Origin of the sequence: Marinilabilia rubra, assembly GCF_003121985.1 — a bacterium.
Lineage (GTDB): Bacteria > Bacteroidota > Bacteroidia > Bacteroidales > Marinilabiliaceae > Marinilabilia > Marinilabilia rubra.
Genome location: NZ_QEWP01000005.1, coordinates 109,387 through 133,497, shown reverse-complemented (window position 1 = coordinate 133,497; position 24,111 = coordinate 109,387). Strand labels below are relative to the sequence as shown.

General features: G+C 40.1%; 22 protein-coding genes. 17 read left to right on the top strand and 5 right to left on the bottom strand.

What is annotated here, in order from left to right:
* The 3 genes from DDZ16_RS08080 (at nt 1) to lysA (ending at nt 3,656) form a co-directional block, all read left to right on the top strand.
* Entirely contained in the window at nt 1-1,029 is a 1,029-nt protein-coding gene (locus DDZ16_RS08080; protein ID WP_109263947.1) for a type I phosphomannose isomerase catalytic subunit, read from the top strand.
* Nucleotides 1,030-1,176: 147 nt separating this feature from the next.
* On the top strand, nt 1,177-2,487 hold the full coding sequence (locus DDZ16_RS08075) for an aspartate kinase (RefSeq protein WP_109263946.1): 1,311 nt from the start codon (nt 1,177-1,179) through the stop codon (nt 2,485-2,487).
* 14 nt (nt 2,488-2,501) lie between these two features.
* Entirely contained in the window at nt 2,502-3,656 is a 1,155-nt protein-coding gene (gene lysA / locus DDZ16_RS08070) for a diaminopimelate decarboxylase (protein ID WP_109263945.1), read from the top strand.
* A gap of 67 nt (nt 3,657-3,723) precedes the next feature.
* Here lysA and DDZ16_RS08065 read toward each other — a convergent pair whose 3' ends face one another.
* Nucleotides 3,724-4,023, bottom strand: a complete 300-nt coding sequence (locus DDZ16_RS08065) for a Dabb family protein (protein ID WP_109263944.1) — start codon at nt 4,021-4,023, stop codon at nt 3,724-3,726.
* Nucleotides 4,024-4,093: 70 nt separating this feature from the next.
* Here DDZ16_RS08065 and udk point away from each other — a divergent pair, with 70 nt between their 5' ends.
* Both udk and DDZ16_RS08055 read left to right on the top strand, forming a co-directional pair.
* Nucleotides 4,094-4,702 (top strand): uridine kinase, encoded by a 609-nt coding sequence (udk, locus tag DDZ16_RS08060; RefSeq protein ID WP_109263943.1) that lies wholly within the window; start codon nt 4,094-4,096, stop codon nt 4,700-4,702.
* 12 nt (nt 4,703-4,714) lie between these two features.
* Nucleotides 4,715-5,431 carry a ribonuclease H-like domain-containing protein gene (locus DDZ16_RS08055; RefSeq protein ID WP_109263942.1) on the top strand — a complete coding sequence of 239 codons (717 nt, stop codon included), beginning with the start codon at nt 4,715-4,717 and terminating at the stop codon, nt 5,429-5,431.
* 10 nt (nt 5,432-5,441) lie between these two features.
* Here DDZ16_RS08055 and DDZ16_RS08050 read toward each other — a convergent pair whose 3' ends face one another.
* Both DDZ16_RS08050 and DDZ16_RS08045 read right to left on the bottom strand, forming a co-directional pair.
* Nucleotides 5,442-6,245, bottom strand: a complete 804-nt coding sequence (locus DDZ16_RS08050; protein WP_109263941.1) for an alpha/beta fold hydrolase — start codon at nt 6,243-6,245, stop codon at nt 5,442-5,444.
* Nucleotides 6,246-6,248: 3 nt separating this feature from the next.
* Entirely contained in the window at nt 6,249-6,971 is a 723-nt protein-coding gene (locus tag DDZ16_RS08045) for a pyridoxine 5'-phosphate synthase (protein WP_109264067.1), read from the bottom strand.
* A 166-nt stretch (nt 6,972-7,137) separates the two neighbouring features.
* Between DDZ16_RS08045 and DDZ16_RS08040 the strand changes: the two genes are divergently transcribed.
* The 10 genes from DDZ16_RS08040 (at nt 7,138) to DDZ16_RS07995 (ending at nt 16,871) form a co-directional block, all read left to right on the top strand.
* Complete coding sequence (locus DDZ16_RS08040; RefSeq protein ID WP_109263940.1) at nt 7,138-7,803, top strand: CBS domain-containing protein; 666 nt, start codon at nt 7,138-7,140, stop codon at nt 7,801-7,803.
* Between the two features lie 376 nt (nt 7,804-8,179).
* On the top strand, nt 8,180-9,058 hold the full coding sequence (locus DDZ16_RS08035) for an NAD kinase (protein ID WP_109263939.1): 879 nt from the start codon (nt 8,180-8,182) through the stop codon (nt 9,056-9,058).
* Nucleotides 9,059-9,139: 81 nt separating this feature from the next.
* Nucleotides 9,140-9,874, top strand: coding sequence for a type IX secretion system protein PorG (gene porG / locus DDZ16_RS08030; protein WP_109263938.1), 735 nt, complete (start codon nt 9,140-9,142; stop codon nt 9,872-9,874).
* A gap of 21 nt (nt 9,875-9,895) precedes the next feature.
* Entirely contained in the window at nt 9,896-10,639 is a 744-nt protein-coding gene (locus tag DDZ16_RS08025; protein ID WP_109263937.1) for an isoprenyl transferase, read from the top strand.
* Nucleotides 10,640-10,649: 10 nt separating this feature from the next.
* Complete coding sequence (gene bamA, locus DDZ16_RS08020; RefSeq protein ID WP_109263936.1) at nt 10,650-13,235, top strand: outer membrane protein assembly factor BamA; 2,586 nt, start codon at nt 10,650-10,652, stop codon at nt 13,233-13,235.
* 236 nt (nt 13,236-13,471) lie between these two features.
* The gene (locus DDZ16_RS08015; RefSeq protein WP_109263935.1) at nt 13,472-13,996 is read left to right on the top strand and encodes an OmpH family outer membrane protein; all 525 of its coding nucleotides are present in this window, start codon (nt 13,472-13,474) and stop codon (nt 13,994-13,996) included.
* 45 nt (nt 13,997-14,041) lie between these two features.
* Nucleotides 14,042-14,557 (top strand): OmpH family outer membrane protein, encoded by a 516-nt coding sequence (locus DDZ16_RS08010; protein ID WP_109263934.1) that lies wholly within the window; start codon nt 14,042-14,044, stop codon nt 14,555-14,557.
* 24 nt (nt 14,558-14,581) lie between these two features.
* A complete protein-coding gene (locus tag DDZ16_RS08005; protein ID WP_109263933.1) occupies nt 14,582-15,103 on the top strand; it encodes an OmpH family outer membrane protein in 522 nt (173 codons plus the stop codon).
* A 611-nt stretch (nt 15,104-15,714) separates the two neighbouring features.
* The gene (gene murI / locus DDZ16_RS08000) at nt 15,715-16,554 is read left to right on the top strand and encodes a glutamate racemase (protein ID WP_109263932.1); all 840 of its coding nucleotides are present in this window, start codon (nt 15,715-15,717) and stop codon (nt 16,552-16,554) included.
* 2 nt (nt 16,555-16,556) lie between these two features.
* On the top strand, nt 16,557-16,871 hold the full coding sequence (locus tag DDZ16_RS07995) for a hypothetical protein (protein WP_109263931.1): 315 nt from the start codon (nt 16,557-16,559) through the stop codon (nt 16,869-16,871).
* Nucleotides 16,872-17,206: 335 nt separating this feature from the next.
* Here DDZ16_RS07995 and DDZ16_RS07990 read toward each other — a convergent pair whose 3' ends face one another.
* On the bottom strand, nt 17,207-17,719 hold the full coding sequence (locus DDZ16_RS07990) for a gamma carbonic anhydrase family protein (RefSeq protein ID WP_109263930.1): 513 nt from the start codon (nt 17,717-17,719) through the stop codon (nt 17,207-17,209).
* A gap of 274 nt (nt 17,720-17,993) precedes the next feature.
* Between DDZ16_RS07990 and DDZ16_RS07985 the strand changes: the two genes are divergently transcribed.
* A complete protein-coding gene (locus DDZ16_RS07985) occupies nt 17,994-19,841 on the top strand; it encodes a 2-oxoacid:acceptor oxidoreductase subunit alpha (RefSeq protein WP_109263929.1) in 1,848 nt (615 codons plus the stop codon).
* Between the two features lie 3 nt (nt 19,842-19,844).
* Entirely contained in the window at nt 19,845-20,861 is a 1,017-nt protein-coding gene (locus tag DDZ16_RS07980) for a 2-oxoacid:ferredoxin oxidoreductase subunit beta (RefSeq protein WP_109263928.1), read from the top strand.
* Between the two features lie 537 nt (nt 20,862-21,398).
* Here the strand turns inward: DDZ16_RS07980 and DDZ16_RS07975 are convergent.
* Nucleotides 21,399-23,402, bottom strand: a complete 2,004-nt coding sequence (locus DDZ16_RS07975) for a cation:proton antiporter domain-containing protein (RefSeq protein WP_109263927.1) — start codon at nt 23,400-23,402, stop codon at nt 21,399-21,401.
* Nucleotides 23,403-24,111 lie beyond the last annotated feature (709 nt).

Here is a 24,111-nt window from a genome sequence, read left to right as displayed (position 1 = left end):
ATGGAAAGAAAACTATATCCACTAAAATTTGAGCCCATCCTCAAACAAAGGCTTTGGGGAGGAACCAAACTTAAGGCAGTTTTAAATAAAAATACCGGAGAAGCTTCTGATATTGGTGAAAGCTGGGAGCTGAGCGGGGTTCCCGGAGATGTTTCTGTTGTTAGCAATGGCTTTTTAAAGGGAAACTCACTTTCTGAGTTGCTGGAAATTTACATGTCCGAATTGGTGGGAGATAAGGTTTTTGAAAAATATGGAGCTGAATTTCCACTGTTGATAAAATTTATCGATGCCAATGATGCGCTTTCAATTCAGGTTCATCCGGAAGATGAATTGGCCCGTAAGCGTCACGATTCTTTCGGGAAGACTGAAATGTGGTATGTGATGCAAGCTGACAAAGGAGCCGAGTTGATCAGCGGCTTTAAAAAGGATACCAGCAAGGATGAATATCTGAAAGCCTTGGAAAGCAAGGAACTTGACAAACTTTTGGCAAGTCATGAAGTTGCATCCGGCGATGTTTTCTTTATTCCGGCAGGACGGGTACATGCCATTGGAAAAGGTATTTTGCTGGCAGAAATTCAACAAACTTCAGATGTAACTTATCGCATTTACGATTTTGACCGCAAGGACGCCAAAGGTAATTCTCGTGAACTTCATACTGCACAGGCTCTTGATGCCATCGATTTTTCTGGTGGCGGTGAATACAAAACAGAGTACACTTCCCGGGAAAATGAAATTACAGAAATAGTGGAATCTCCCTATTTCGTTACCAGCTTGATTGATTTAAAGGGCAAAGAGCTGAAAAAAGATATTTACAATCTGGATTCCTTTGTAATTTTGATATGTGTTGAAGGTGAAGCCGAATTGATTTATCAGAAAAATCAAAAAGAAACAGTTACTGCAGGGGACACTCTTTTGGTGCCGGCCGATTTAAAAGAATTTAGCATAAAAGCCTCCGGGAGCTGTAAATTGCTGGAAGTACATATGCCTGATGTCCCGAAAGGGGAGAAGTCATCGATCAAGGGCTCATAAATCAAGACTTCTGATATTGGTTGGATGCAGCCGACGGGGCTTTGTGAATGCGGAATTATTAGCTAAATGCGGTAGTTTTCTGTAAATTTATAACTTTGCAGGCTGCAAAAGATGAAAAATTGTCAACCCCCAAAACTATATAACGTAATGAAAGTACTTAAGTTTGGCGGAACATCAGTAGGTTCAGCAGATCGTATGCGTGAAGTCGCGGAATTGGTTACAAGGCCGGGGCGCAAAATTGTCGTTTTGTCGGCCATGTCCGGAACGACTAATAGTCTCGTTGAAATAGCAAACTACTTATACAAAAAAAACTATGATGGTGCCAATGAGGTGATCAACCGTTTGGAACGTGGGTATCTCAATGCTGTTGAAGAGCTTTATGCAAAGGAAGACTTTAAGCACAAGGGCCTTGAATTGGTTAAATCACACTTCGATTACATCAAGTCATTTACCAAAGATGTTTTTACTGTATTTGAAGAGAAGTCTGTTTTGGCGCAAGGTGAGCTGATTACTACAGCTCTCTTTAATTTCTATCTTCAGGAGCAAGGGCATGATTCTGTATTATTGCCCGCTCTGGATTTTATGCGGACCAATAAAAACAATGAGCCCGATACTGGTTATATAAGAGAAAATCTTGAGCGTATTCTTAGTGAATATCCCGATACACCAATTTTTATTACCCAGGGATATATCTGTCGCAATGCCTTTGGTGAGGTTGATAATCTGCAGCGTGGTGGTAGTGATTATACTGCTTCTTTGGTTGGAGCAGCCATCAACGGGGAAGAAATTCAGATCTGGACTGATATCGATGGAATGCACAATAATGATCCTAGATATGTTGATAAAACCCAGTCGATTGCCAATATTTCTTTCGATGAGGCTGCAGAGTTAGCTTATTTCGGGGCAAAAATTTTACACCCAACCAGTGTTTTGCCGGCAAAAATTGCAAATATCCCGGTTAAGGTGCTGAATACAATGGATCCGGATGCCGAAGGAACAACTATTTCCTCATCGCAGCATAAAAACAGATTGACTGCAGTGGCAGCTAAAGATGGTATTACGGCAATTAAAATAACCTCCGGACGCATGTTGCTGGCTTTTGGTTTTCTTCGCAAGGTGTTTGAAATTTTTGAGAGTTATAAAACCCCTATCGATATGATTACTACATCTGAGGTTGGGGTTTCAGTAACAATTGATAACAATCGACATTTGGAAGAAATTCTTGATGATCTTCGAAAGTTTAGTACTGTTGAGGTCGATTATGACCAGGTGATTGTTTGTGTGGTGGGAGATTTGGTAGCCGAAAATAAAGGTTATGCCAATCGAATTTTTGATGCCTTGAAAGAAATTCCTATCCGCATGATTTCATATGGTGGAAGTGAACACAATATTTCGTTGCTCATAAATGCTAAGGACAAGAAGGATGCATTGCAGGCATTGAGCACAAAACTTTTTTAATATACAACAGGAGTATGACTGTATTCCCTACAGATAAATTTAAAGAACTCAGGACGCCATTCTATTATTATGATATGAATCTGCTGAATGAGACCCTTTCAATTGTAAAAAAAGAGTCTCGGAAGCATGACTTTCACGTGCATTATGCCATTAAAGCGAATGCAAATGACAGGATTTTAGAGAAAATCCGGGAAAATGGGTTTGGTGTTGACTGTGTGAGTGGGTATGAAATTCAAAAAGCATTGGATGTTGGTTTTAGCGCCGACGGAATTGTTTTTGCAGGAGTTGGGAAAGCGGATTGGGAAATTGAGTTAGGGTTGAAAAACGATATCTATTGTTTCAATGTTGAGTCTTTACCCGAACTTGAAATTATTAATGACCACGCCCATAAAATGGGGAAAAAAGCTCGTGTGGCATTCCGAATTAACCCAAATGTACATGCCAATACTCACCATTATATCACAACCGGACTTGATGAGAATAAATTTGGCATCAGCATGATGGATCTTGAAAATGTGCTCGACAAAATGGTGGACATGAAGAATGTTCAGTTTGAAGGGATGCACTTTCATATAGGATCTCAAATTACTGATCTTGATAATTTTAAGGATCTTTGTCTGAGAGTAAATGAGTTGCAGGAGTGGTTTATTTCAAAGCATCTTTTTCCAAAGGTGATAAATGTTGGAGGCGGGTTTGGCATTGATTATGACAATCCTGATGACAACCCCATACCCGATTTTGCTCCTTATTTTAAAGTTTTTAAAGACTTTCTGACTGTTAAACCCGGGCAGGAAGTACATTTTGAACTCGGACGCTCTGTGGTCGCTCAGTCAGGTAATGTCATTTCACGAGTGCTTTATGTAAAAGAGGGGGTTAAAACCAAGTTTGCTATCCTGGATGCAGGAATGACTGATTTGATCAGGCCTGCTCTTTACCAGGCAGGGCATAAAGTGGAAAATATCTCCAATCCGGAAGGCGCCAAGACTCGTTATGATGTAGTTGGCCCCATCTGTGAATCATCCGACAGTTTTGGAAAAGCATTAGATTTGCCCGAAATGCAGCGGGGAAATTTGGTTGCTTTGAGAAGTGCAGGTGCTTATGGCGAGGTGATGGTTTCACGATATAATTTACGAGAGAATCCACCTGCTTATTATTCAGATAGTTTGTAGAGATTTGAATTAAGTTTGATGAAAATATGGAACGCACGGTCAGAGTTACTCTGACCGTGCGTTTTTTTTAGAATTCATAATCTACACAAGCACGCTCTACCAGTATTTCTCGTATTGAGGAGCCTGCTTTTACATGTTCAGGATGGACGGCATACGCCTTAAGCCCTTCCATTGAATCAAATTCGGAAATAAGAGCCAGATCATATTTTTCGTCGGGATTACAGTTCAATCCGACTTCCATCTTTTTTAATGTTTCAACTTTGGAAATGAGGGCTTCCAGATCAGTTTTGATTTTTTCCAGCCTTTGGCTTTTTTCAGATTCTTCAAGATTCTCTTTAAATTTGAAGAGTACGATGTGTTTAATCATGGGATTTATTTTTAATTATTACCATCTGTTGTAAATTAGTGCCGTAAAATTAAAAAAAATCATCAGAGATATGCTCGTAATTGGTATTGCCGGAGGTACCGGGTCGGGTAAAACCACCGTTGTCCGAAAAATAATGGAACGGCTGCCTGCCGATGAGGTGGCCATTCTACCTCAGGACTCTTACTATCGCGATAATGGTCACCTGCCCCTGGAAGAACGTCAAAAAATAAACTTCGATCATCCTGATGCCATCGAGTTTGATTTGTTGGTAGATCACTTGAAAAGACTGAAGGACAATCAATCTGTTCAGCAACCGGTTTATTCCTATTTGTCTTGTCTTCGATCGGAAGAGACCATTCCAATGGAACCTAAAGAAGTGGTGATCATTGAAGGTATTCTGGTTTTGACCAATCCCGCCCTTCGCGATTTGATGGATCTGAAAGTCTTTGTTGATGCAGAAGCTGATGATCGTTTAATGCGTGTGATTCAGAGGGATATTGAAGAGCGGGGACGAACGATTGATAAGGTTTTAAGTCGCTATGAGAAGACTGTAAAACCTATGCATCTTCAGTTTATTGAGCCATGCAAGCGCTATGCCGACCTGATTGTTCCTCAGGGAGGGGAGAATCACGTTGCAATTGATATTTTAACTCATTTTATCAAGAAAAACCTTTCCTAAAAAATTGAATTTATGCTTGATCATGTATCTTCAGAAAAAATAATGTACATAGATATTGAAACTGTGCCTCAATACTCTTCATTTGATCAGCTCGATAACAAGATGCAGGAGTTCTGGGAGCGGAAGTCCTCCAGAATATCAAAAGAAGATGTGTCGCCTGAAGAAGATTATGCCCGGGCAGGAATTTATTCAGAATTTGGAAAGATTGTTTGCATTTCAGCAGGTATCATAAAGGTCGAAAGCGGGGAGCGAACTCTTAGGGTGAAATCATTTTACGGACACGATGAGGTGAAGCTTTTAAATGAGTTTTCTGTTGCTTTAAAAAGTTTCACCTCGCATCCCGGTACTAATATTTGCGGGCATAATGTAAAAGAATTTGACTTCCCCTATATTGCCAGGCGTATGATAATCAACGGACTGCCGTTGCCAGATATTCTGGATGTTGCCGGTAAAAAGCCTTGGGAGGTTAAATTTATAGACACCCTTGATTTATGGAAATTTGGAGATTTTAAACATTATACATCCTTAAACCTGTTGACCCATATTCTCGGAATTCCTTCTCCAAAGGATGACATCGATGGGAGTCAGGTGGCATCGGTTTATTATGAAGAAAATGATGTGGACAGAATAGCCAAATATTGCGAAAAGGATGTCTTGGCTACCACACAGCTTTTTTTGAGATTGAAAGGAGAACCATTGTTAAATCCGGAAAAGGTGTTTTCGGTTTAATCAGTCGTTTTTATCCTAGAAAATACCGGATTGTTTTTATGAATAATTCAGGCTTTTCGGCATGAACCCAGTGCCCGGCTTCGGGAATGTTTACGATTTGCGACCCGGGAAAGAGGTTGTTGATGAAAATGGTGTCGTCTTCATTGATATAAGGGGAATTTTCTCCTTTTATGAAAACAGTCTCAGGCATTTTTTCTGATTCACCTTTGTTAAGGTTCGAAAAACCATCCATGATTTCTTGCATGTTATTTTTCAGGGCTTCCAGGTTGAGTTGCCAGGAGTAGGTTCCGTTTTTCTCCCTTCTTAAGTTTTTCATGAGAAAAGCTCTAAGCCTCTTGTCAGGGAATGAACCGCTTAAGGCTTTGTCTATATCCTTGCGTTCGCCGTATTGAGAAGGATCAATTGCAGCCAGAGCTTCTATGATCTTTTTATGATTGGCGGTGACCTCTGCGTAGTTAGAGAAGGAATCATATGATTTGGGAGCAATGTCCACGACAATCATTTTTTCTACCTTTTCGGGATGTTCGAGGCAAAATCTCATAACCGTTTTACCACCCATTGAGTGCCCAATCATGATGGCCTTTTCCAGGTTGAGCTTGTCCATTAGCTGGTTAAGGTCATCTGCCATGGTCTTATATGTGTGCTCTTCACTATGCGGGGATTTTCCATGGTTACGCTGATCAACCATAATAACTCTGAAATCATTTTCAAGCTCACGTGCAACAGAGAGCCAGTTGTCTGAAGCTCCGTAAAGTCCGTGAACAATAATAATGGTTCTGTTGCCCTGACCTTTTTCCCGAAAAAACAGTTCCATAACTTATTTGTTTTTTACCAGAAGTTCTTTGTACATGCTGATGGTACGTTCAAGACCCAAATAAAGGGCGTCACTAATCAAGGCATGGCCAATTGAAACTTCTTTCAGGAATGGTATTTTTTCATTGAAAAACTTGAGGTTTTGCAGGTTAAGGTCATGTCCGGCATTGATGCTCACCCCTGATTTATTGGCAATATTGGCAGCTTCCACAAATGGAGCAATGGCTTTTTCAGGATCTTTTTCAAATCCTGAAGCATAAGGTTCGGTGTATAATTCCACCCTGTCAGTGTTGGTCTTAGCCGCGTTGACAATGAAATCGGGATTGGTGTCAATAAAGATGGAGGTACGAATGCCATATTCTTTTAATTCACCAATGATATCCTGAAGGAAAGACAAGTTGTTGATAGTATCCCAACCCGAGCTGGAAGTGATGGCCTCCGGTGGATCAGGAACAAGTGTCACCTGATGTGGTCTGACGCTTTTGACCAATTCCATAAACTTTGGAGACGGGTAACCTTCAATGTTAAATTCGGTCTTAATGATACGCCTGATTTCATAAACATCTTTGTATTTTATGTGGCGTTCATCGGGTCTTGGATGAACCGTTACGCCATGTGCCCCGAACTCCTGAACATCTATTGCAGCTTTCAATACATCAGGAGTATTCCCTCCCCTTGAGTTTCTGATAGTTGCTATTTTATTGATGTTAACACTAAGCTTTGTCATAATCAGAAAAAAAACGAATTTAATAAGGTAATACAATACAGAAAACCAGAAAATGGTTTGTATGTTTAAAAATTTGGTGGTAATTTCCCCACATAAGTAATTCTGGCATTTATATTGTTTAAATAAGGCGGTAAAGTTACAAAGTATTTCCAGAAAGCGCATTTTTATGCTGGCAAAAGATTTAATATCAGATATTGTTCCTGCTTTGAAAACCTCCGATTCCGGACTAGATGCTCTAAATTGGATGGAGGCTTTCAGGGTTTCGCATTTGCCCATTGTTAATAATAAAATTTTCCTTGGGTTAATTGCGGATACGGATATTTATGACCTCAACTCAGCAGATGAACCTCTGGGGAATCACCGGCTTTCTCTTGCAAAGCCATATGTTTTCGATCATCAGCATATTTATGATATAATTGAAATCGCAGCCAGGCTAAAGCTTACATTGGTGCCTGTTCTAAATGTTGAACAGGAATATATAGGAGTGGTTACCCAAAACGATCTGATGTTGAAGTTTTCTGAGCTTATTGCTGCCCACACACCGGGAGGAATTATTGAAATCGAAGTGGGGCCAAGGGATTATGCTTTGTCTGAGATGGCCCGGATAGTAGAGGATGCTGACGCAAAAGTGCTCAGTTTATATGCTTCCCAAAGTAATGCTGCCGAGCAATTAAAAATTACTATCAAACTCAATCGGGTTGATGTTAATGGTGTGGTAAATGCTTTTGAGCGTTATGGTTACAAGGTTAAGGCAACCTATCTTGGTGAAAACCATGTTGACGACACTACCCGTAAGAATTATGAGTCTTTGATGAAATACCTGGACGTTTAATCTGTCTTTAGAGAAACCGCTTGTGTCAAGTCAAGTGTAGAATGTTGGGTAAGCCGCCGCTATTTTTCACCTTGTGCAAAACAACAAAAAAGTAAGCATAGCCGCAGCTAGGTGAGTCTTTTTTTTGAGAAGCACAAGGAGGAAAGAGTAAGGCTTGGGCCGTCAGACTATGCTTGACTTGACACTAGTGTTTTATCCTTAGCTATGTTTTCCGGGCCTTGGGCTTTTGTGTTCTATCAAAATTTCCTGAAGTAGTATTGTTATTTGCATCGGTTTTGACATAATCTGAGGATTAAATTCTTCAAAAACCTATTCCAAAAGCAAAAATAAAATAGTTTCTGAGTCTATTTTTTTATCTTCGTTCACAAAAAGTATAATGGAAGTTGCCATTTTCGGTAAAAGTTTTGGAGAGGTGTTTTTCAACAATTGCCATCAGTTGTTTGATTACCTGTATGAAAAAGGGACGAAAATTCATATTTATCGACCTTTTTATGATTTCTTGTTGAAGAAAGTCAATATTAAGCCCGAAGTGGCAGGTTTCTTTGATGAGCCTGATGAGTTGCCATCCGTAGATATGCTTTTCAGTATAGGGGGAGACGGCACTTTTCTTCAGGCCGTTACTTTTGTGCAAAGCGCCGGTGTCCCGATTGTTGGAATCAATAGTGGTAGACTTGGGTTTCTGGCTGACATTTCCAGGGACGAACTTCCCGTTGCATTAGAGGAAATCGATAGTGGCGAGTATAAAATTAAGGATCTTTCATTACTTGAATTAACTACCCCGAAAAATCTTGTGGGGGATTTTAATTATGCACTCAATGAATTTGCAGTTCATAAGCAGGACAGTTCATCTATGATTACCATTCATACTTATCTGAATAATGAATATCTGAATTCTTATTGGGCTGATGGGCTTATTGTTAGTACTCCGACGGGGTCAACGGCTTATTCTTTAAGTGTCGGTGGGCCTATTATGCATCCCTCTTCACAAGGAATCATTATCACACCCATCGCACCTCATAATCTGACTGTCCGTCCCTTGGTTGTTCCCGATGAAATGGAATTGACCCTGAAAGTAGAGGCCCGTGGTGGAAAGTTTCTGGCCTCCCTTGACTCAAGAAGCGTGGTGGTTGATGAAAGTACTGAGTTGAAAATCAGAAAAGCCGGATTTTCTGTGAGAATGGTGGAACGGTCTAATCAGAGCTTTTATTCTACTTTGCGAAACAAACTGATGTGGGGAGCCGACAGGAGAAATTGATAAGTTTTAGAAGTGTTCGCAATATTCAGGAATGCTCATCGTTTCTCAAAGAGATGAGATGTTTTTAACCCGGAACAGTTTATGCGTATAATTTTTCGCCAGTGGCAATTGCTCTTTATTTTTTTTCTTGGAGTGACTCATTCAGCCATTTCTCAGGAAAGGATAGAAGGTGGCTTTTTTCTTGGGGCATCATATTATAATGGAGATTTAAACCCCGGGCGTCAGTTTTATCGGGCTAAGCCTGCATTTGGAGGTATGGTTCGGGCAGTGATGAATTCTCGGATTGCTTTTAAAGGGACTATTACAGCAGTTGAAATACAAGGGAGTTATCCACAGAAACAAACGTATTATCCATCCACTAATAATACTCCTGCTTCTTACAGTTTTCAGCGGACTATGGCTGATATTTCTACTCAGTTAGAGATAAATTTTTTTCAATATGACGATCCTCATAAAAAAGAGGAAACCCGCTTCACACCTTACCTGAGTGGTGGTTTAGCCTATACATTTTACCGCAGATACGAAGAGGATCAAAGTGGCGGTTCTGAAAACCCACATTTTATATTATCTTTGCCGTTCGGCGTAGGGGTGAAATGGAAACCGGCTGATTGGGTGCATGTTGGGTTTGAGTGGACATTCAGGCGCACATTTGTGGATGATTTGGACAAAATGGGGCCTGGAGTAATTGATCCATCTGACCCGTATGATTTCCAGGAGTCATCTGATTGGCACAATAATGACTGGTATTCCTTTGCAGGTGTTTTTGTCACCTTCGATCTGTTTCACCAAAGAGTCTCTTGTAATGCCGGATTTTAGAATTGTGACGAAAAGAAATGTATGTCAGTTAAAGAACAACTGGATAAAGAAAAATTACCCCGACATGTGGCCATAATAATGGATGGCAACGGTCGATGGGCAAAGAAAAGAGGTAACGCAAGGGTTTTTGGACACAAAAATGGTGTTAAAGCTGTGCGTGAAGTGACTGAAGCCGGCGCTGAGCTGGGGCTTAAATATCTTACACTTTATGCCTTTTCCACCGAAAACTGGAACCGTCCAAAAAATGAAGTCGATGCCCTAATGTCGCTTTTGGTTTCAACTATTGCTTCCGAAACCAAAACACTCATGGATAACAATGTAAAGCTTAATTTTATTGGGTGTAAAGAAACCCTGCCCAGTGGGGTTCAGGATAAACTTACCGCTTGTATTGAAAAAACCAAAGACAATGATGGCTTGACCCTTGTTCTTGCTCTTAGTTATAGTTCCCGTTGGGAAATTATTGAGGGTGTGAAAAAAGTGGCTACCGATGCAATTGAAGGAAAAATTGATCCTTCTCAAATAAATGCAGATCTTTTTGGTCAATATCTGGAGACTTCAGAGATGCCTGATCCTGAGCTTTTAATAAGGACCAGTGGGGAGCTGCGAATTAGTAATTTCCTGCTTTGGCAAATTGCTTATTCAGAATTATACTTTTGTAATGTATTGTGGCCTGATTTTCGCAAGGAACATTTTTTTGAAGCGATACTCGATTATCAGAGTAGAGAAAGACGTTTTGGAAAAATTAGTGATCAGGTAAAAAAATAAATTCATAGTAATGTTGGAACGCTCGTTTGTACTATACCTTTTAACAATCCTATCTTTTATTGGTATCAAAGCCCAGGAATCAACTCCGGAAATCTCTTATTCAGGAAAACCCCAAAATTATATTATTGCTGATATAAAGGTTACCGGAGATTTGAATAACGACCCGAAAATTCTTGCCAACCTCTCAGGACTGAAAGTTGGTCAGGAAATTCAGGTGCCCGGAGAAGATATATCGGATGCTATTGACAAATACTGGGAGTATGGCTTATTCAGTGATATAAAGATCTCTGCCGATAAAATAGAAGGTAATAAGATATACTTAAATATTTATCTTCAGGAACGTCCCCGCTTGACTGACATCAATTTTTCCGGACTTAAAAAATCAGAGATTGATGATATCTCAGGGAAAATTTCAATGATGAGGGGATCGCAGGTTACACCTTACCTGGTTGACCGGGCTGAAAAATACATTAAACAACACTTCGTTGATAAAGGTTTCTTTAATACAGAAGTTTCAATAGTCCAGCGTGATGATGCGGATACGCCCAACCATGTTTATTTGGATATCACTGTGGACAAAAAAGATAAAGTAAAGGTCAACAGTCTTGAGTTTTATGGTAATGATGTATTCTCTGATTACAAGTTGAACCGCTTCATGAAAAAGACAAACGAGAAAGGAAAAATCTTGAACTTTTTCCGCACCAAAAAGTTTGTCAGCGAAGAATATGAAAATGATCTTAAAACCGTTATTGAGAAATATAACGAAGAAGGTTACCGTGATGCTTACATTGAGTATGATTCAATTTCTCGTAATTCCGACAACACGGTTGATATAAAAATAGGACTCAGCGAAGGTAGCAAGTATTATTTCGGAGATATTTCATGGGTTGGAAATACCGTATATCCCGGGCCATACTTAAGCGAAAAACTTCGAATCAAAAAAGGAGATGTCTTTAACCAGACTTTGCTTGACGAGCGTTTGTTTATTGACGATGATGCTGTTCATAACCTTTATATGAATGACGGGTACTTGTTTAGCAATATTGAACCTGTTGATATTAAGATTTACAATGATACCGTTGATTTGGAGATGCGGGTTTATGAAGGACAGCAAGCAACTATTGATGAGGTAATCATTAAGGGAAATACCAAGACTCATGAGCATGTAGTGCGCCGTGAATTAAGAACCAAACCCGGTGAATTGTTCGATAAATCAGAATTGATTCGTACCGTTAGGGAACTGTCTCAGTTGGGGCACTTTGACCCGGAGAATATCAATCCTGTACCTATTCCTGATCCTGAAAAAGGTACTGTAGATCTTGAATATAATCTTGTTGAGAAAGCCAATGACCAGATTGAACTCTCCGGAGGATGGGGAGGCGGCATGTTTGTCGGATCTCTCGGACTTAAGTTTACCAACTTTTCGGTTCGTAATATTTTCAATAAGGAAGCATGGCGTCCTCTTCCAACAGGCGATGGGCAAACACTTTCCTTGAGGGCACAAACCAATGGGAAATACTATCAGTCTTACAGCTTTTCTTTTACAGAACCTTGGCTGGGAGGACGTAAGCCTAACTCTTTAAGTGTTTCAGTTTATCACTCTATCCAAACCGGAACCAATAGCAGTTATTACTATGGAAATCCATACAGCAGCGGTATGGGCAGCTATGGAGGTTATGGGGGATATGGTGGCGGCTATGGTAATTATTACCAGCCACCAATGGAAGAGGATCCCGATGAGCATATGAAAGTTACAGGACTTTCAGTTGGTTTTGGTAAACGTTTGTCATGGCCCGATGACTTCTTCCAGTTTTACACACAAGCCAGTTATCAAAGATATGATCTTAAGAACTGGGTATATTTCCTGATGGAAAACGGAAATAGTAACAACCTTAACTTTAAGGTTATGCTTTCAAGAAACTCAATTGACAATCCACTTTATACCCGCCATGGATCTAACTTCTCACTCGGACTGGAATTTACACCTCCTTATTCTTATTTCGATGATCAGGACTTTTCAGATCCGGATATGCCCGATTCTGAACGGTACAAATGGGTTGAATACCATAAGTGGACTTTCAAAGGAAATGTATTTAAACCCCTGGACAATGCCAGCAAGTTAGTGTTGATGACCAAAGTAGAAGGTGGTTTCCTTGGATATTTTGATGAAAACAGGAAATCTCCCTTTGAGAAGTTTGTGCTTGGTGGGGATGGAATGTCCGGATACAGTTATTACGGAAGTGAAACAATTGGTCTGAGGGGATATGAGAATGCCTCACTGACTCCATATAATGAAGAGGGACGTCAGGATGGTAATATCTATAACAAACTGGCACTTGAAATGCGATACCCTTTAACACTTCAGCCATCTGCCACAGTTTATGGATTACTTTTTGCTGAAGCCGGTAACTCCTGGTCTGATTTCAGGGATTATAATCCTTTTGGTTTAAAACGTTCAGCGGGAGTAGGTGTCAGAATCTTCCTTCCAATCTTCGGATTGATGGGAATTGACTGGGCATATGGATTTGATGAAGTGCCCGGGCGTCCCAATGCCAGCGGAAGTAACTTCCATTTTGTAATTGGACAAAATTTCTAGTGTCATGTCAAGTGTAGAATGTTGGTTAAGCCGCCGGTATTTTTCACCTTGTGCGAATCAACAAAAAAGTAAGTATAGCCGTAGCTACGTGAATCTTTTTTTTGAGAAGCACAAGGTAGAAAGAGCAAGGCTTGGACGGTCAGACTATGCTTGACTTGACACCAGTGCATAATATGGTTTGGTTTTTGTTATTTAAAAAATAATCAATTACCAATTGTGAATTTAAGTAGAAAAAGATGAGAAGAATTGTATTGATATTAATGGTAATTGCCGGAACTTTTTTTAGTATCGGCGATGTGGCTGCTCAGAGATATGCTTTTGTGGATATGGAATACATCATGTCCAATATTCCGGCATATGAAGCAGCTCAGGAACAGTTAGACCAACAATCTCAGCGGTGGGAGCAGGATATCCAGGACGTCTATGCTGAAGTTGAGCAGCTTTATAAGAAATATCAGAAGGAAAGTGTTTTTCTTTCAGCGGAAATGAAAGTTCAACGAGAGAACGAGATTATTGACCTTGAGAATGCCGCTAAGCAGCTTCAGCGGCAATATTTTGGCCCCGAAGGGGAGCTGATGAAAAAACAGCAGACGTTGATTCAGCCAATTCAGGAAAAAGTCTCAGTAGCTATTCGTGAAATTGCTGATCGGGAAGATTATGATGCCATTTTTGACATGGCAGGGAATATGGGGGTGGTTTATGTGAAACCACGTCAAAATATTAGCGATGATGTACTCAAGCAATTGGGTCTGTCCAATTAATTTCAACTATCAGTTTTAAAACCAAATAGAAAAGAATAATTGATTATGAAAAGAGTTACAATTACAGCCCTGATAAGTGTATTGTTATTATTTGCATCCGGGATAAATGCACAGGATTTAAAATTCGGACATGCCAATGTGCAGGAAATTATGCAAGCAATGCCTGAGTTTAAAGAGATGCAGAAACAAATGGAAACCGAATACAGTCAGCTGGAAAATCAGTTGGCCACCATGCAGGAAGATTACAAAACGATGGAGCAGGATTACATGCAAAATGCTAAAAATCTGAATGCTGTTGATCGTCAACAAAAGGAGCAACAACTGATGCAAACTTCTCAAAAAATTCAGGGGTTTTATCAGTCCACTCAGCAAAAATTGTCTCAAAAGCAGCAACAGCTTCAGCAACCCATTATGGAAAAACTGAGAGCTGCTATTGAACAGGTTGGTGAAGAAGGTGGATTTATTTATATCTTTGCCGAAAACTCAGGTGCCACTGTTTATCAGTCAGATCAGAGTGTGAATGTTACCCCGCTTGTTAAAAAGAAGCTTGGTATTAATTAAGGTATTAATCTGAAATAATTTACGATGAAGATGAAGGTATTTAAACTATTTGCTGTTGTTCTTCTGGTTGCGTTATCCGCAGCTACGTCTTCTGCTCAGGAATTGAAGTTCGGGCATCTTAATGTTCAACAATTAATTGCCGAATTACCGGCCAAACAGGCTGCCGACAAAGAGCTTCAGGCTGAAGCTCAAAAATTGCAAAGCCAGTTGCAGGTAATGAGCAAAGAGTTGGATGAGAAATATTCAACTTACATGTCACAGCGTGACTCTCTGTCTCAGCTGATTCGATCTACCCGTGAGAAAGAAATTCAGGATTATGATCAGAGAATTCAGAATTTTAATAAGCTGGCACAACAATCATTGAGTCAGAAAGAACAGGAGCTGTTGCAACCGATTATTCAAAAGGTTGAAAAAGCCATTAAGGCTGTAGGCGAGGAACAGGGCTTTGTTTATATTTTTGATGTTAGTTCACAGGTCATTCTTTACAATTCGGATCAGAGTGTAGACTGTGAAGAAATGGTGAAAGCTAAACTCAACGAAATGTAGAGAGTTGTCATATTTTTTCTGATGACTATACAAGAAAACTTGTTGTTGTTTTCTTAATCTATAAATAATAAAACAGAAAGGTCGGTGTCTTCGTGATACCGACCTTTCTGTTTTAGAAATCAGCAGGGCCTTCGGAAAAAGTTAAAAGAGCAGAATTTACAAGCCCCCAATCCAAGTAGTATTGAAATACTTCGAAAATGGGGGGCAGTAAATTTTGTTCTTTTGATTAGCAGTTTTCAAATAATCTCTAATTTCTGCAAAGGTTTTACATTTTCCTCTGATAACCTTTGTTGGCATTAGGTTAACCCCGATTTAGAAAATCACTCATTTGGGTGAAGGATGATGCCAAACGAGATGTTTTACTTATATCGAATCCGCAAGGTGTCACTAAGTATATCTTTGTCTTCGTTGCGGATTTTGGGTAACCAAGTGCAACGCGATAATAGTCTGCAATGAATTAACCTTACACCAAGTTTAACCCGTGATGTATTCTAATTGTTAGATAGTTAACAAAATGTGCGTTTTTCAATATGCCCTGAGTATTTCGTTGAAAAGAGTTTTTTATCTTCGCTAATGAAATTGGAAGCAAAGTATTTATTATTGGTAATTATATGAAAAACAATGTTGACCATATCCCTGGCCCCATAGGTGTGTTTGACTCCGGCTATGGAGGCTTAACCGTCTTAAATGAGTTTTTGAAGGACTATGCAGATTATGATTTCATCTATTTGGGAGATAATGCCCGCACGCCTTATGGAACCCGTTCTTATGATACGGTTTATCATTATACTCTCGAAAATGTTAGGCGTTTGTTTGATATGGGTGCTCATCTGGTCATTCTTGCTTGTAATACTGCCTCTGCCAAAGCATTGAGAACCATTCAGCAAACAGACCTTCCGGCGATCGATAAGGAGAGGAGGGTTTTGGGGGTGGTGAGACCGAGTACCGAAATTGCCGGGAAAATTACACGAAATGGACATGTTGGTATACTTGGAACTACAGGAACCATTCAGTCAGGGTCTTATATGATTGAGATTCAAAAGTTTTTTCCCGGAGTGCTGGTGAGTCAACAGGCTTGTCCGATGTGGGTGCCGATTGTAGAGAATGGTGAGATTGATACTCCCGGTGCCGACTTTTTCGTTAAGCGCGATTTGGATTTGCTTTTTCAACAGGATCCGGACATTGATACACTTATTTTAGGATGTACTCATTATCCTCTTTTATTGCCTGTAATTGAAAAGCACATTCCCTCTAACGTAAAAATAATGTCACAGGGTGAAATTGTTTCATCCAGTTTAAAAAAGTACCTGGAGCGTCATCCTGAGATGGATGAGAAGTGTTCTAAAAATGGTGTTTGCAGTTTTTTTACGACAGGTGATAATGATGTGTTTGATCGGGCCTCAAGAGCTTTCTTAGACCAACCCGTTAAATCACATAAAATTGAATTGTAGAGATGGAAAATACACCTCTTCAATTCAGAATTAATAAGGGTCTGATGAAAAAGTCAAAAGAGGAGAATTTACAAGCCGGCCCAATCGAGGGAGTATTGAAATACTTCGAGATTGGGCCGGTGAGGGAAATTTTTTTAACACTGGTGTCCGGGGAAAAAATTAATAAAATTATCTATGCCTTAATTCACGGAGTTATTAGCTATCTGAGCTATGAGACGGGGTTGGAATCGCTTCAGCCAAATCCCGTGAAGAAAATCAAAACATTTTTCGTTAAGAAATCCGAACTGTTTGAGCGTAGCGAGTTTTTCGGATTTTAGAAAAATGTTTTGATTTTTAGGGTATTTGGGTGAGCGACGGCATTTCTTGTTTACTTCTTTTTGCTGTAGAATTGGAGCGAAGCTGAAATCGTGATTACCTATAAAAGCAGGCAAAATCATGAACAAAAGAAGTAAAAGCCCGCGCGGCTTGAGCGCATAAAAAGGAATATTATTTTTTAACCGGACAATCGTGTTTTTTTAATTTGATTAGCAATTTTCTTATTTACATGCGCAAAGGCATTAGAATATGCTTTGAAATAACCTTGAACCCGGTTGTTGGCAATGTGAATTAAGTGTTTTATAGTTAATGAAATACGTGTTTTAGCGCACCCTGATTATTTGTACCAATCTGAATACATCAGGTAATTATTGGCAATTTTATTGATCATCTCACTGGTTTGTTGCGGTTCAATGTCTTTCACTTTCTTGGCTGGTACCCCTGCATAAACACTGTTTGGCTCTACCTTTGTTCCTGAAAGCACCAATGAATTGGCTGCAATAATGGAATTAGATCCAATGACAGCGTGGTCAAGAACAGTAGCTCCAATGCCCACCAATACGTTATCTTCAATTTTTGCTCCGTGAATGGTGACATTGTGCCCCACCGAAACGTTATCGCCGATTTCTATCGTTGATTTTTCATACAACGTGTGCAGTACTGATCCATCCTGAATGTTTACTTTATTTCCGATTTTAATGCTGTTTACATCGCCTCGGAGTACAGCGTTGAACCAAATGCTGCAATCATCACCCATTTCCACATCGCCGATAACTGTAGCGTTATCAGCTAAAAAAACGTTTTTCCCAATTTTGGGGGTAAATCCTCTGACTGATTTTAATAATGCCATGATTTATTAATTTGTAATAAGGTTAAACCTTCTGTTGTAAAAAGATGTTAATTTAAAAGCGTTTCACTTTGCGAAGATGCAAATATAAAGCACCTGTTGAAAAACACCTATATTCTGTCTAAAATCTGACTAATGTCAACATTAGCTAAATTATTAGTCTCTAATTTTACATTAGTTTTACATGTTAACCCCCGGGGCTATGGAATGGTTTTGGCGGTTATTTATATTTAACATCTCTCAAAAAACAGGATAGCAATTCGTAATCAGCTTTATTATGGCTAAAAAATCTAAAGTAATTGAGAAAGAGGAAGTTGTTGTGAGGTTTTCCGGGGATTCCGGCGACGGAATGCAGCTGACCGGTTCTTTGTTTTCTTTCTCGTCTGCAATTTACGGAAACGATATTTCCACTTTTCCGGATTTTCCCGCAGAAATCAGGGCCCCGCAAGGTACTATTGGCGGTGTTTCAGGTTTTCAGGTTCATTTCGGACACAGTGAGGTTTATACTCCCGGAGACAATGCAGATGTGCTTGTGGCAATGAACCCGGCTGCTCTTAAAGCCAATTTGGAATGGCTCAAGCCCGGAGCTACCATAATCATTGATGTGGATACCTGCGATGATAAAAACCTTGCCAAAGCAGGATATAAGAGCAATGACCCAATTGAGGAAGATAATCTGTCAAGTTACAACATCATTAAGGCACCCATTACCACTCTGACAAAAGAGAGTCTGAAAGATATGGGACTTGATAATAAAACCATTCTCAGGAGTAAAAATATGTACGCTTTGGGATTGGTTTTCTGGCTCTTTAACAGACCTCTTGAAAATACAGAAGAGGTGCTGAGACAGAAATTTTCTAAAAATGAGAAAATTGCAGAAGCCAACATACGGGTTTTGGAAGCAGGGTATAACTATGGTTTGATTATTCAGGCCGGAACTCCGTCATACCATATTTCCCCGGCAGATATTAGAAAAGGAACTTACAGAAACCTAAACGGAAACCGTGCCATTGCCTGGGGCTTTCTGCTGGCTGCTGAAAAAAGTGGCCTTGAATTGTTTCTGGGATCATACCCAATTACCCCTGCGACTGAAATCCTTCAGGAGTTGTCGTCACGCAAAGACCTTGGAGTTAAAGTGTTTCAGGCAGAAGATGAAATTGCCGGCATTTCTACTGCAATTGGTGCCAGTTTTGCCGGAGATCTGGCTATTACCACAACCTCAGGGCCCGGGTTGGCACTCAAAAGTGAAGCCTTAGGGCTGGCTGTTATGGCCGAGTTACCCTTGGTGGTGGTAAATGTTCAGCGTGGTGGCCCAAGTACCGGCCTGCCTACTAAAACAGAGCAATCGGACCTGATGCAGGCCCTTTACGGACGTAATGGAGAAAGCCCGTTGGTAGTTATGGCGGCAAGCTCCCCTGTCAACTGCTTTGATTATGCTTTCTATGCAGCCAAAGTAGCCATTGAACATATGACTCCGGTAATATTGTTATCCGATGGATTCCTGGCTAATGGTACTCAGCCCTGGAGGATTCCTGAAGAAGGAGAGTTCCCGGCCATTGTGCCCCCGTATGTTGAAAAGCCGGCTTCCGAATGGAAGCTTTATGAGCGTGATCCGGAAAAATTGAATCGGTTCTGGGCTTTACCCGGAACACCTGAATACCAGCACCGGATTGGTGGCCTGGAAAAAGATTTCCTGACAGGCGCGGTTTCTTACGATCATCATAATCATGATAAAATGGTTAGGGTTCGCGAGGAGAAAATTGAACGCATTGCCGATTTTATTCCACAGCTTGAAGTTCATGGGGATGAAGATGCGGACTTGCTGATTGTGGGGTGGGGAGGAACTTTCGGTCATCTCTATACAGCTCTTGAAGGACTTCAGGATGAAGGTGAAAAAGTTGCATTGGCACATTTTAGTTACATCAATCCTCTACCAAAGAATAGCTATGAAGTACTGAGGAAGTATTCCAAAATTGTAGTTTGTGAATTAAACCTGGGGCAGTTTGCTTCACATTTGAGAAGTAAATTCCCCGATGTTGAATTCCTTCAATACAACAAAGTGGAAGGCTTACCTTTTACTGTGGCTGAGCTTAAAAATCATTTTCAAAAACTTTTAGAAGCCTAAATCATGTCTGAGAATAATAAATTAGCTTTTCAGGAATATAAAAGTGACCAGCGAGTTCGCTGGTGTCCTGGTTGTGGGGATCATGCCATTCTTAATTCGATACAAAAAGTGATGGCAGATATGAAAGTGCCTCAGGAGGAGGTAGCTGTTATTTCAGGGATAGGTTGTTCTTCGCGATTGCCTTACTATATGAATACGTACGGTTTTCATACTATACACGGAAGGGCTTCAGCCGTTGCATCAGGAGTTAAGGTGGCCAACCCTAAATTGCATGTTTGGCAAATAACAGGTGATGGCGATGCCTTGGCTATTGGAGGAAACCACTTCATACATGCCATCCGCAGAAATATTGATATCAATGTTATTCTTTTTAATAACCAGATTTATGGTTTGACCAAAGGGCAGTATTCTCCAACCTCCAAACGAGGATTTATTTCTAAAACATCGCCTTACGGAACCATTGAATACCCTTTCCGACCCGGGGAGTTGACCATTGGTGCCCGTGGATATTTCTTTGCCCGTACCATTGATAAGGACTTAAAGGTTTCGACAAAAGTGATGAAAGCAGCTGCTGAGCATAAAGGTACTTCAATTGTGGAAGTGTTGCAGAACTGTGTTATTTACAATGATAATACCCATAAAGAAATTACAGATAAGCAGTTTAAAGATGACCGTACCATCGTGCTTGAACACGGCAAACCGATGATTTTTGGAAAAGAGCGAAATAAAGGTTTGCTATTGGATGGCATCAAATTGCGGGTGGTCACCATCGGAGAAGATGGAGTTACTGAGAAAGATCTTTTGGTGCATGATGCTCATTGCGAAGATCCCACTATTCATCTGAAACTTGCAGATATGGAATATCCGGATTTTCCTGTTGCATTAGGGGTTATTCGTGACTCGGAGGCTCCTGTTTATGATCAGTGTGCACGTATGCAGATTGATGAAATACGGGAGCGATCAAAAATCAAAACGTTTAAGGATCTTGTTACTTCCGGAGAAGTTTGGGAAGTGAAATGATATGTAATTAGGGGCTGCTGAAAAAGTCAAAAGGGCAAAATTTACAAGCCGCCCAATCGAAGGAGTATTGAAATACTTCGAGATTCGGGCGGTGAAGAAAATTTTGTTCTTTTGATTAGCTGTTATTTTAGGATTAAGTGCAAAGAAATTCGAGTGTGATGCGAAATAAGCTTGCACTTTGGAGTTTGTTGATGTGACTTAAGATTTTAGTATTTAATAATGCAAGCGTTTTTCAGCGCCCCCTAAATTAAATAGATTTAAGGTTGAACGGTAACTGCCATATTTTTGCAGTTACCGTTTACTTGTATACAAGTGCAAAGAAATTCGAGAATGTTGTGAAAAAACCTTGCACCTATTGCTTTGGTAACAAGCTTTAAGTGTTTAATAGCTAGTAAAATAGGCGTTTTTCAGCCCGCTCTAGTTAAGGATATACTCGTTTTTCAGCGCGCCCTGGCTTAGCGTAAATCTTTAGTATTCGGTGTTAATAATTTCTGGACTCTAAATAAATACGACGATAACTTTTGACAAAATTAGCTCTTACATTATTTTCTCTTCCTTTTTTCTCTTTTGTTTTTCAAAAAGACTTACTGCATGGGCAATCTGATCCTGCTTGCCAAGTATATAAACAATGTCATCTTTATGGATTTTCGTGTTTGGCCCGGGATGGTCAATTAATTTTTCTTTTCGCTTAACAGCTACAACCGTAACTCCATAAGTCCCTCTGAATTCCATTTCACTAAGCGTGTGGTCTGCTACGGGTGAGTGGTCGGCAACCCTGAGTGCTGAAACTTCAAGATTTGGAAGCTGACTTAAGATAGAGCGTCTCGGACGCTTTTTCAAATCCCTTACAAGACCGTAATTATTCTTACGAATACTTCCGATGGTCACCTCAATTTCATCCCTCGGCATCAGGAATTTATTGAGGACACGTTCAAACATTTCAATGGCTGTTTCAAACTCTTCGGGCAGAACCTGTGTTGCTCCCATTCTATATAGGTCTTCAGCATCATCAATTTGACGTGTACGGACAATGATGGCTGCATGTCTGTTGAGGTGCCGCACCTTTTCAGTGATGGACATTGCGGTAACCACATCACCTACAGAGATAACAATAACGGCAGATGTTTTTACATGTGCCTTCTCGAGGATAGGGGAATTCTGAGCATCACCGTAAATAACACTCTCACCTTTCTGCTGCCTTTCCTTTACCGTGGCCGGATCAAAAACAATGGATATGTAAGGAATCTTAACGTGTCTGGCCATTACCGACATACTTAAGGCTCTTGAGTCTTTACCGATAAGAATAAGGTGGTTTTGCAATTCCGGTATTTCAATTTGTTTAAGAGGGAACAATCCTTCCACAAATCTTTTTGGAAGGGGTAGTTTCATGGCTGCATGTGAAAGCGGACGAGCCACCATAATCAGGAAAGGGGAAATTGACATGGTTATTACTGCTACAGCTAAAAATAACTGATAGTAATATTCCGAGATTATTTGGTAATTCTGACCCAGTTTGACCAAAATAAAAGAGAACTCACCTACTTGTGCCAGGGCCAGTCCTACCAATACCACTCCCCTGAAAGTATGCCCAAGCATAAAAGCGGTTCCACTAGCAATAAACATCTTTACCAACACCACCATGGCCACTGTTCCTAAAACAATGGTGATATTGTCCATAAGAAACTGAAGATCCAGAAGCATCCCGATAGAGACAAAAAAGAATGACGAAAAAGTGTCTTTAAAAGGGATGATGTGACCAAAAGCATTGTGACTGTATTCCGATTCTGAGATCATTAACCCGGCAAGGAAAGCTCCAAAAGCCAGAGACATTCCCAACTCAGCAGTCAGAAAGGCAACAGAAAGACATATCAACAGGATGCTCATCAGAAAGAGTTCCTGGTTTTTGGTCATGGCAATGGCATGGAGCAATTTGTTCATAAACCACTTATTGCCAAAGATGACAAAAAGGATGATGCCCAAAGATTTGAGGCCCATCCACAATATTTCTTCCATTATGTTGGTGGATTCGCCACCTATGATGGGGGTAAAAAGCAATAGGGGAACCAGTATGAGATCCTGGAAAATCAGCACTCCTAAAACTGTTCTTCCGTAATTGGAGGTTATTTCTGACCGGTCCTGAAGTATTTTTAGTACGACCGCTGTACTGCTTAATGCTGTTAAAAAACCAACGAAAAGGGCTCCTCTGAAATCGAGGTTGTACATTCTGGAAATGCCCAGTACAATAAGAGTGGTTAACGAAAACTGAAGAAAACCGCCCCAGAAAACGATTTTCCGGATCTTAATCAGATGTTTTAATGAAAACTCCAGTCCAATGGTGAACAGAAGCAATACTACCCCAATTTCTGCCAAAACTTCAATGTTTTCCACACTGCTGATAACACCAGTTAGGTGTGGCCCGGCCAGTACACCTGTTAAAAGGTAGCCTACTATTGAGGGAATCTTTATTTTCGTAAAAATGAAGTTTACCAGAGTCGATAGAGCAAATATTATGAGGATATCCTTAAGTATTGTGAATTCCATATTGGCAGAATTTGAGGGAAAAAAGTGATTTATTCAATTTTTATTGCAACGAAACTATTTTTATTAGGGCAGTTCTTTCAATGAATAATACAAATATAGGTGATTTTTGTTGGCAAAAGGCAGGTAATTAAACGTAATAATTGTAAGGTTGCAGGAGATCTGCAAGGTGTATCTTTTCTGTCTTCCACATTGTCATCTGTTAGCTTGTCTGATGTAATTTATTGTCAGTAACTTTTCCTGTCTTAGTTTACTTCGCACTCCGGAATACAAAACATTTCTTGTCAGTCTTCTTTGTTGGGGTTTTATGGTCAATCAATACTCCGTTATACTTTTGTAAAAAGCTATAAATCAATTATTTGGGACCAAAGATGCATTTGCTTTAAGTTTCAGATTATCAATGCTATATGGTTTATCTTGGCTTAAGTTTATTTTTGCGTGTTTTTGGGGATCGAGCCTTACCAATGGAAGATCAGGCGCGGCGGATTCTTTCTGGGAAAGCGGCAGAGCCGAAGCCGATCCGCCGTTTTACCTCTGGTGGCGGATCGGAATTCGCCAGACCTAATTCGGTACTACCATTTCAGGAGGACCAATGATGCCCTTTTTACTTTAATATGGTGACTTTGTCCTTGCAAGGACTTGCACTATTTAATCTCTAAGGGCAAAAACGCATTTTTAAACTACAGCCTTTATCTTAAATCTTTTATCTATC

Coding starts and splice junctions, on each gene's coding strand:
- DDZ16_RS08080 (WP_109263947.1), top strand. CDS start 1: ATGGAAAGAAAACTATATCCACTAAAATTTGAGCCCATCCTCAAACAA.
- DDZ16_RS08075 (WP_109263946.1), top strand. CDS start 1,177: ATGAAAGTACTTAAGTTTGGCGGAACATCAGTAGGTTCAGCAGATCGT.
- lysA (WP_109263945.1), top strand. CDS start 2,502: ATGACTGTATTCCCTACAGATAAATTTAAAGAACTCAGGACGCCATTC.
- DDZ16_RS08065 (WP_109263944.1), bottom strand. CDS start 4,023: ATGATTAAACACATCGTACTCTTCAAATTTAAAGAGAATCTTGAAGAA.
- udk (WP_109263943.1), top strand. CDS start 4,094: ATGCTCGTAATTGGTATTGCCGGAGGTACCGGGTCGGGTAAAACCACC.
- DDZ16_RS08055 (WP_109263942.1), top strand. CDS start 4,715: ATGCTTGATCATGTATCTTCAGAAAAAATAATGTACATAGATATTGAA.
- DDZ16_RS08050 (WP_109263941.1), bottom strand. CDS start 6,245: ATGGAACTGTTTTTTCGGGAAAAAGGTCAGGGCAACAGAACCATTATT.
- DDZ16_RS08045 (WP_109264067.1), bottom strand. CDS start 6,971: ATGACAAAGCTTAGTGTTAACATCAATAAAATAGCAACTATCAGAAAC.
- DDZ16_RS08040 (WP_109263940.1), top strand. CDS start 7,138: ATGCTGGCAAAAGATTTAATATCAGATATTGTTCCTGCTTTGAAAACC.
- DDZ16_RS08035 (WP_109263939.1), top strand. CDS start 8,180: ATGGAAGTTGCCATTTTCGGTAAAAGTTTTGGAGAGGTGTTTTTCAAC.
- porG (WP_109263938.1), top strand. CDS start 9,140: ATGCGTATAATTTTTCGCCAGTGGCAATTGCTCTTTATTTTTTTTCTT.
- DDZ16_RS08025 (WP_109263937.1), top strand. CDS start 9,896: ATGTCAGTTAAAGAACAACTGGATAAAGAAAAATTACCCCGACATGTG.
- bamA (WP_109263936.1), top strand. CDS start 10,650: ATGTTGGAACGCTCGTTTGTACTATACCTTTTAACAATCCTATCTTTT.
- DDZ16_RS08015 (WP_109263935.1), top strand. CDS start 13,472: ATGAGAAGAATTGTATTGATATTAATGGTAATTGCCGGAACTTTTTTT.
- DDZ16_RS08010 (WP_109263934.1), top strand. CDS start 14,042: ATGAAAAGAGTTACAATTACAGCCCTGATAAGTGTATTGTTATTATTT.
- DDZ16_RS08005 (WP_109263933.1), top strand. CDS start 14,582: ATGAAGATGAAGGTATTTAAACTATTTGCTGTTGTTCTTCTGGTTGCG.
- murI (WP_109263932.1), top strand. CDS start 15,715: ATGAAAAACAATGTTGACCATATCCCTGGCCCCATAGGTGTGTTTGAC.
- DDZ16_RS07995 (WP_109263931.1), top strand. CDS start 16,557: ATGGAAAATACACCTCTTCAATTCAGAATTAATAAGGGTCTGATGAAA.
- DDZ16_RS07990 (WP_109263930.1), bottom strand. CDS start 17,719: ATGGCATTATTAAAATCAGTCAGAGGATTTACCCCCAAAATTGGGAAA.
- DDZ16_RS07985 (WP_109263929.1), top strand. CDS start 17,994: ATGGCTAAAAAATCTAAAGTAATTGAGAAAGAGGAAGTTGTTGTGAGG.
- DDZ16_RS07980 (WP_109263928.1), top strand. CDS start 19,845: ATGTCTGAGAATAATAAATTAGCTTTTCAGGAATATAAAAGTGACCAG.
- DDZ16_RS07975 (WP_109263927.1), bottom strand. CDS start 23,402: ATGGAATTCACAATACTTAAGGATATCCTCATAATATTTGCTCTATCG.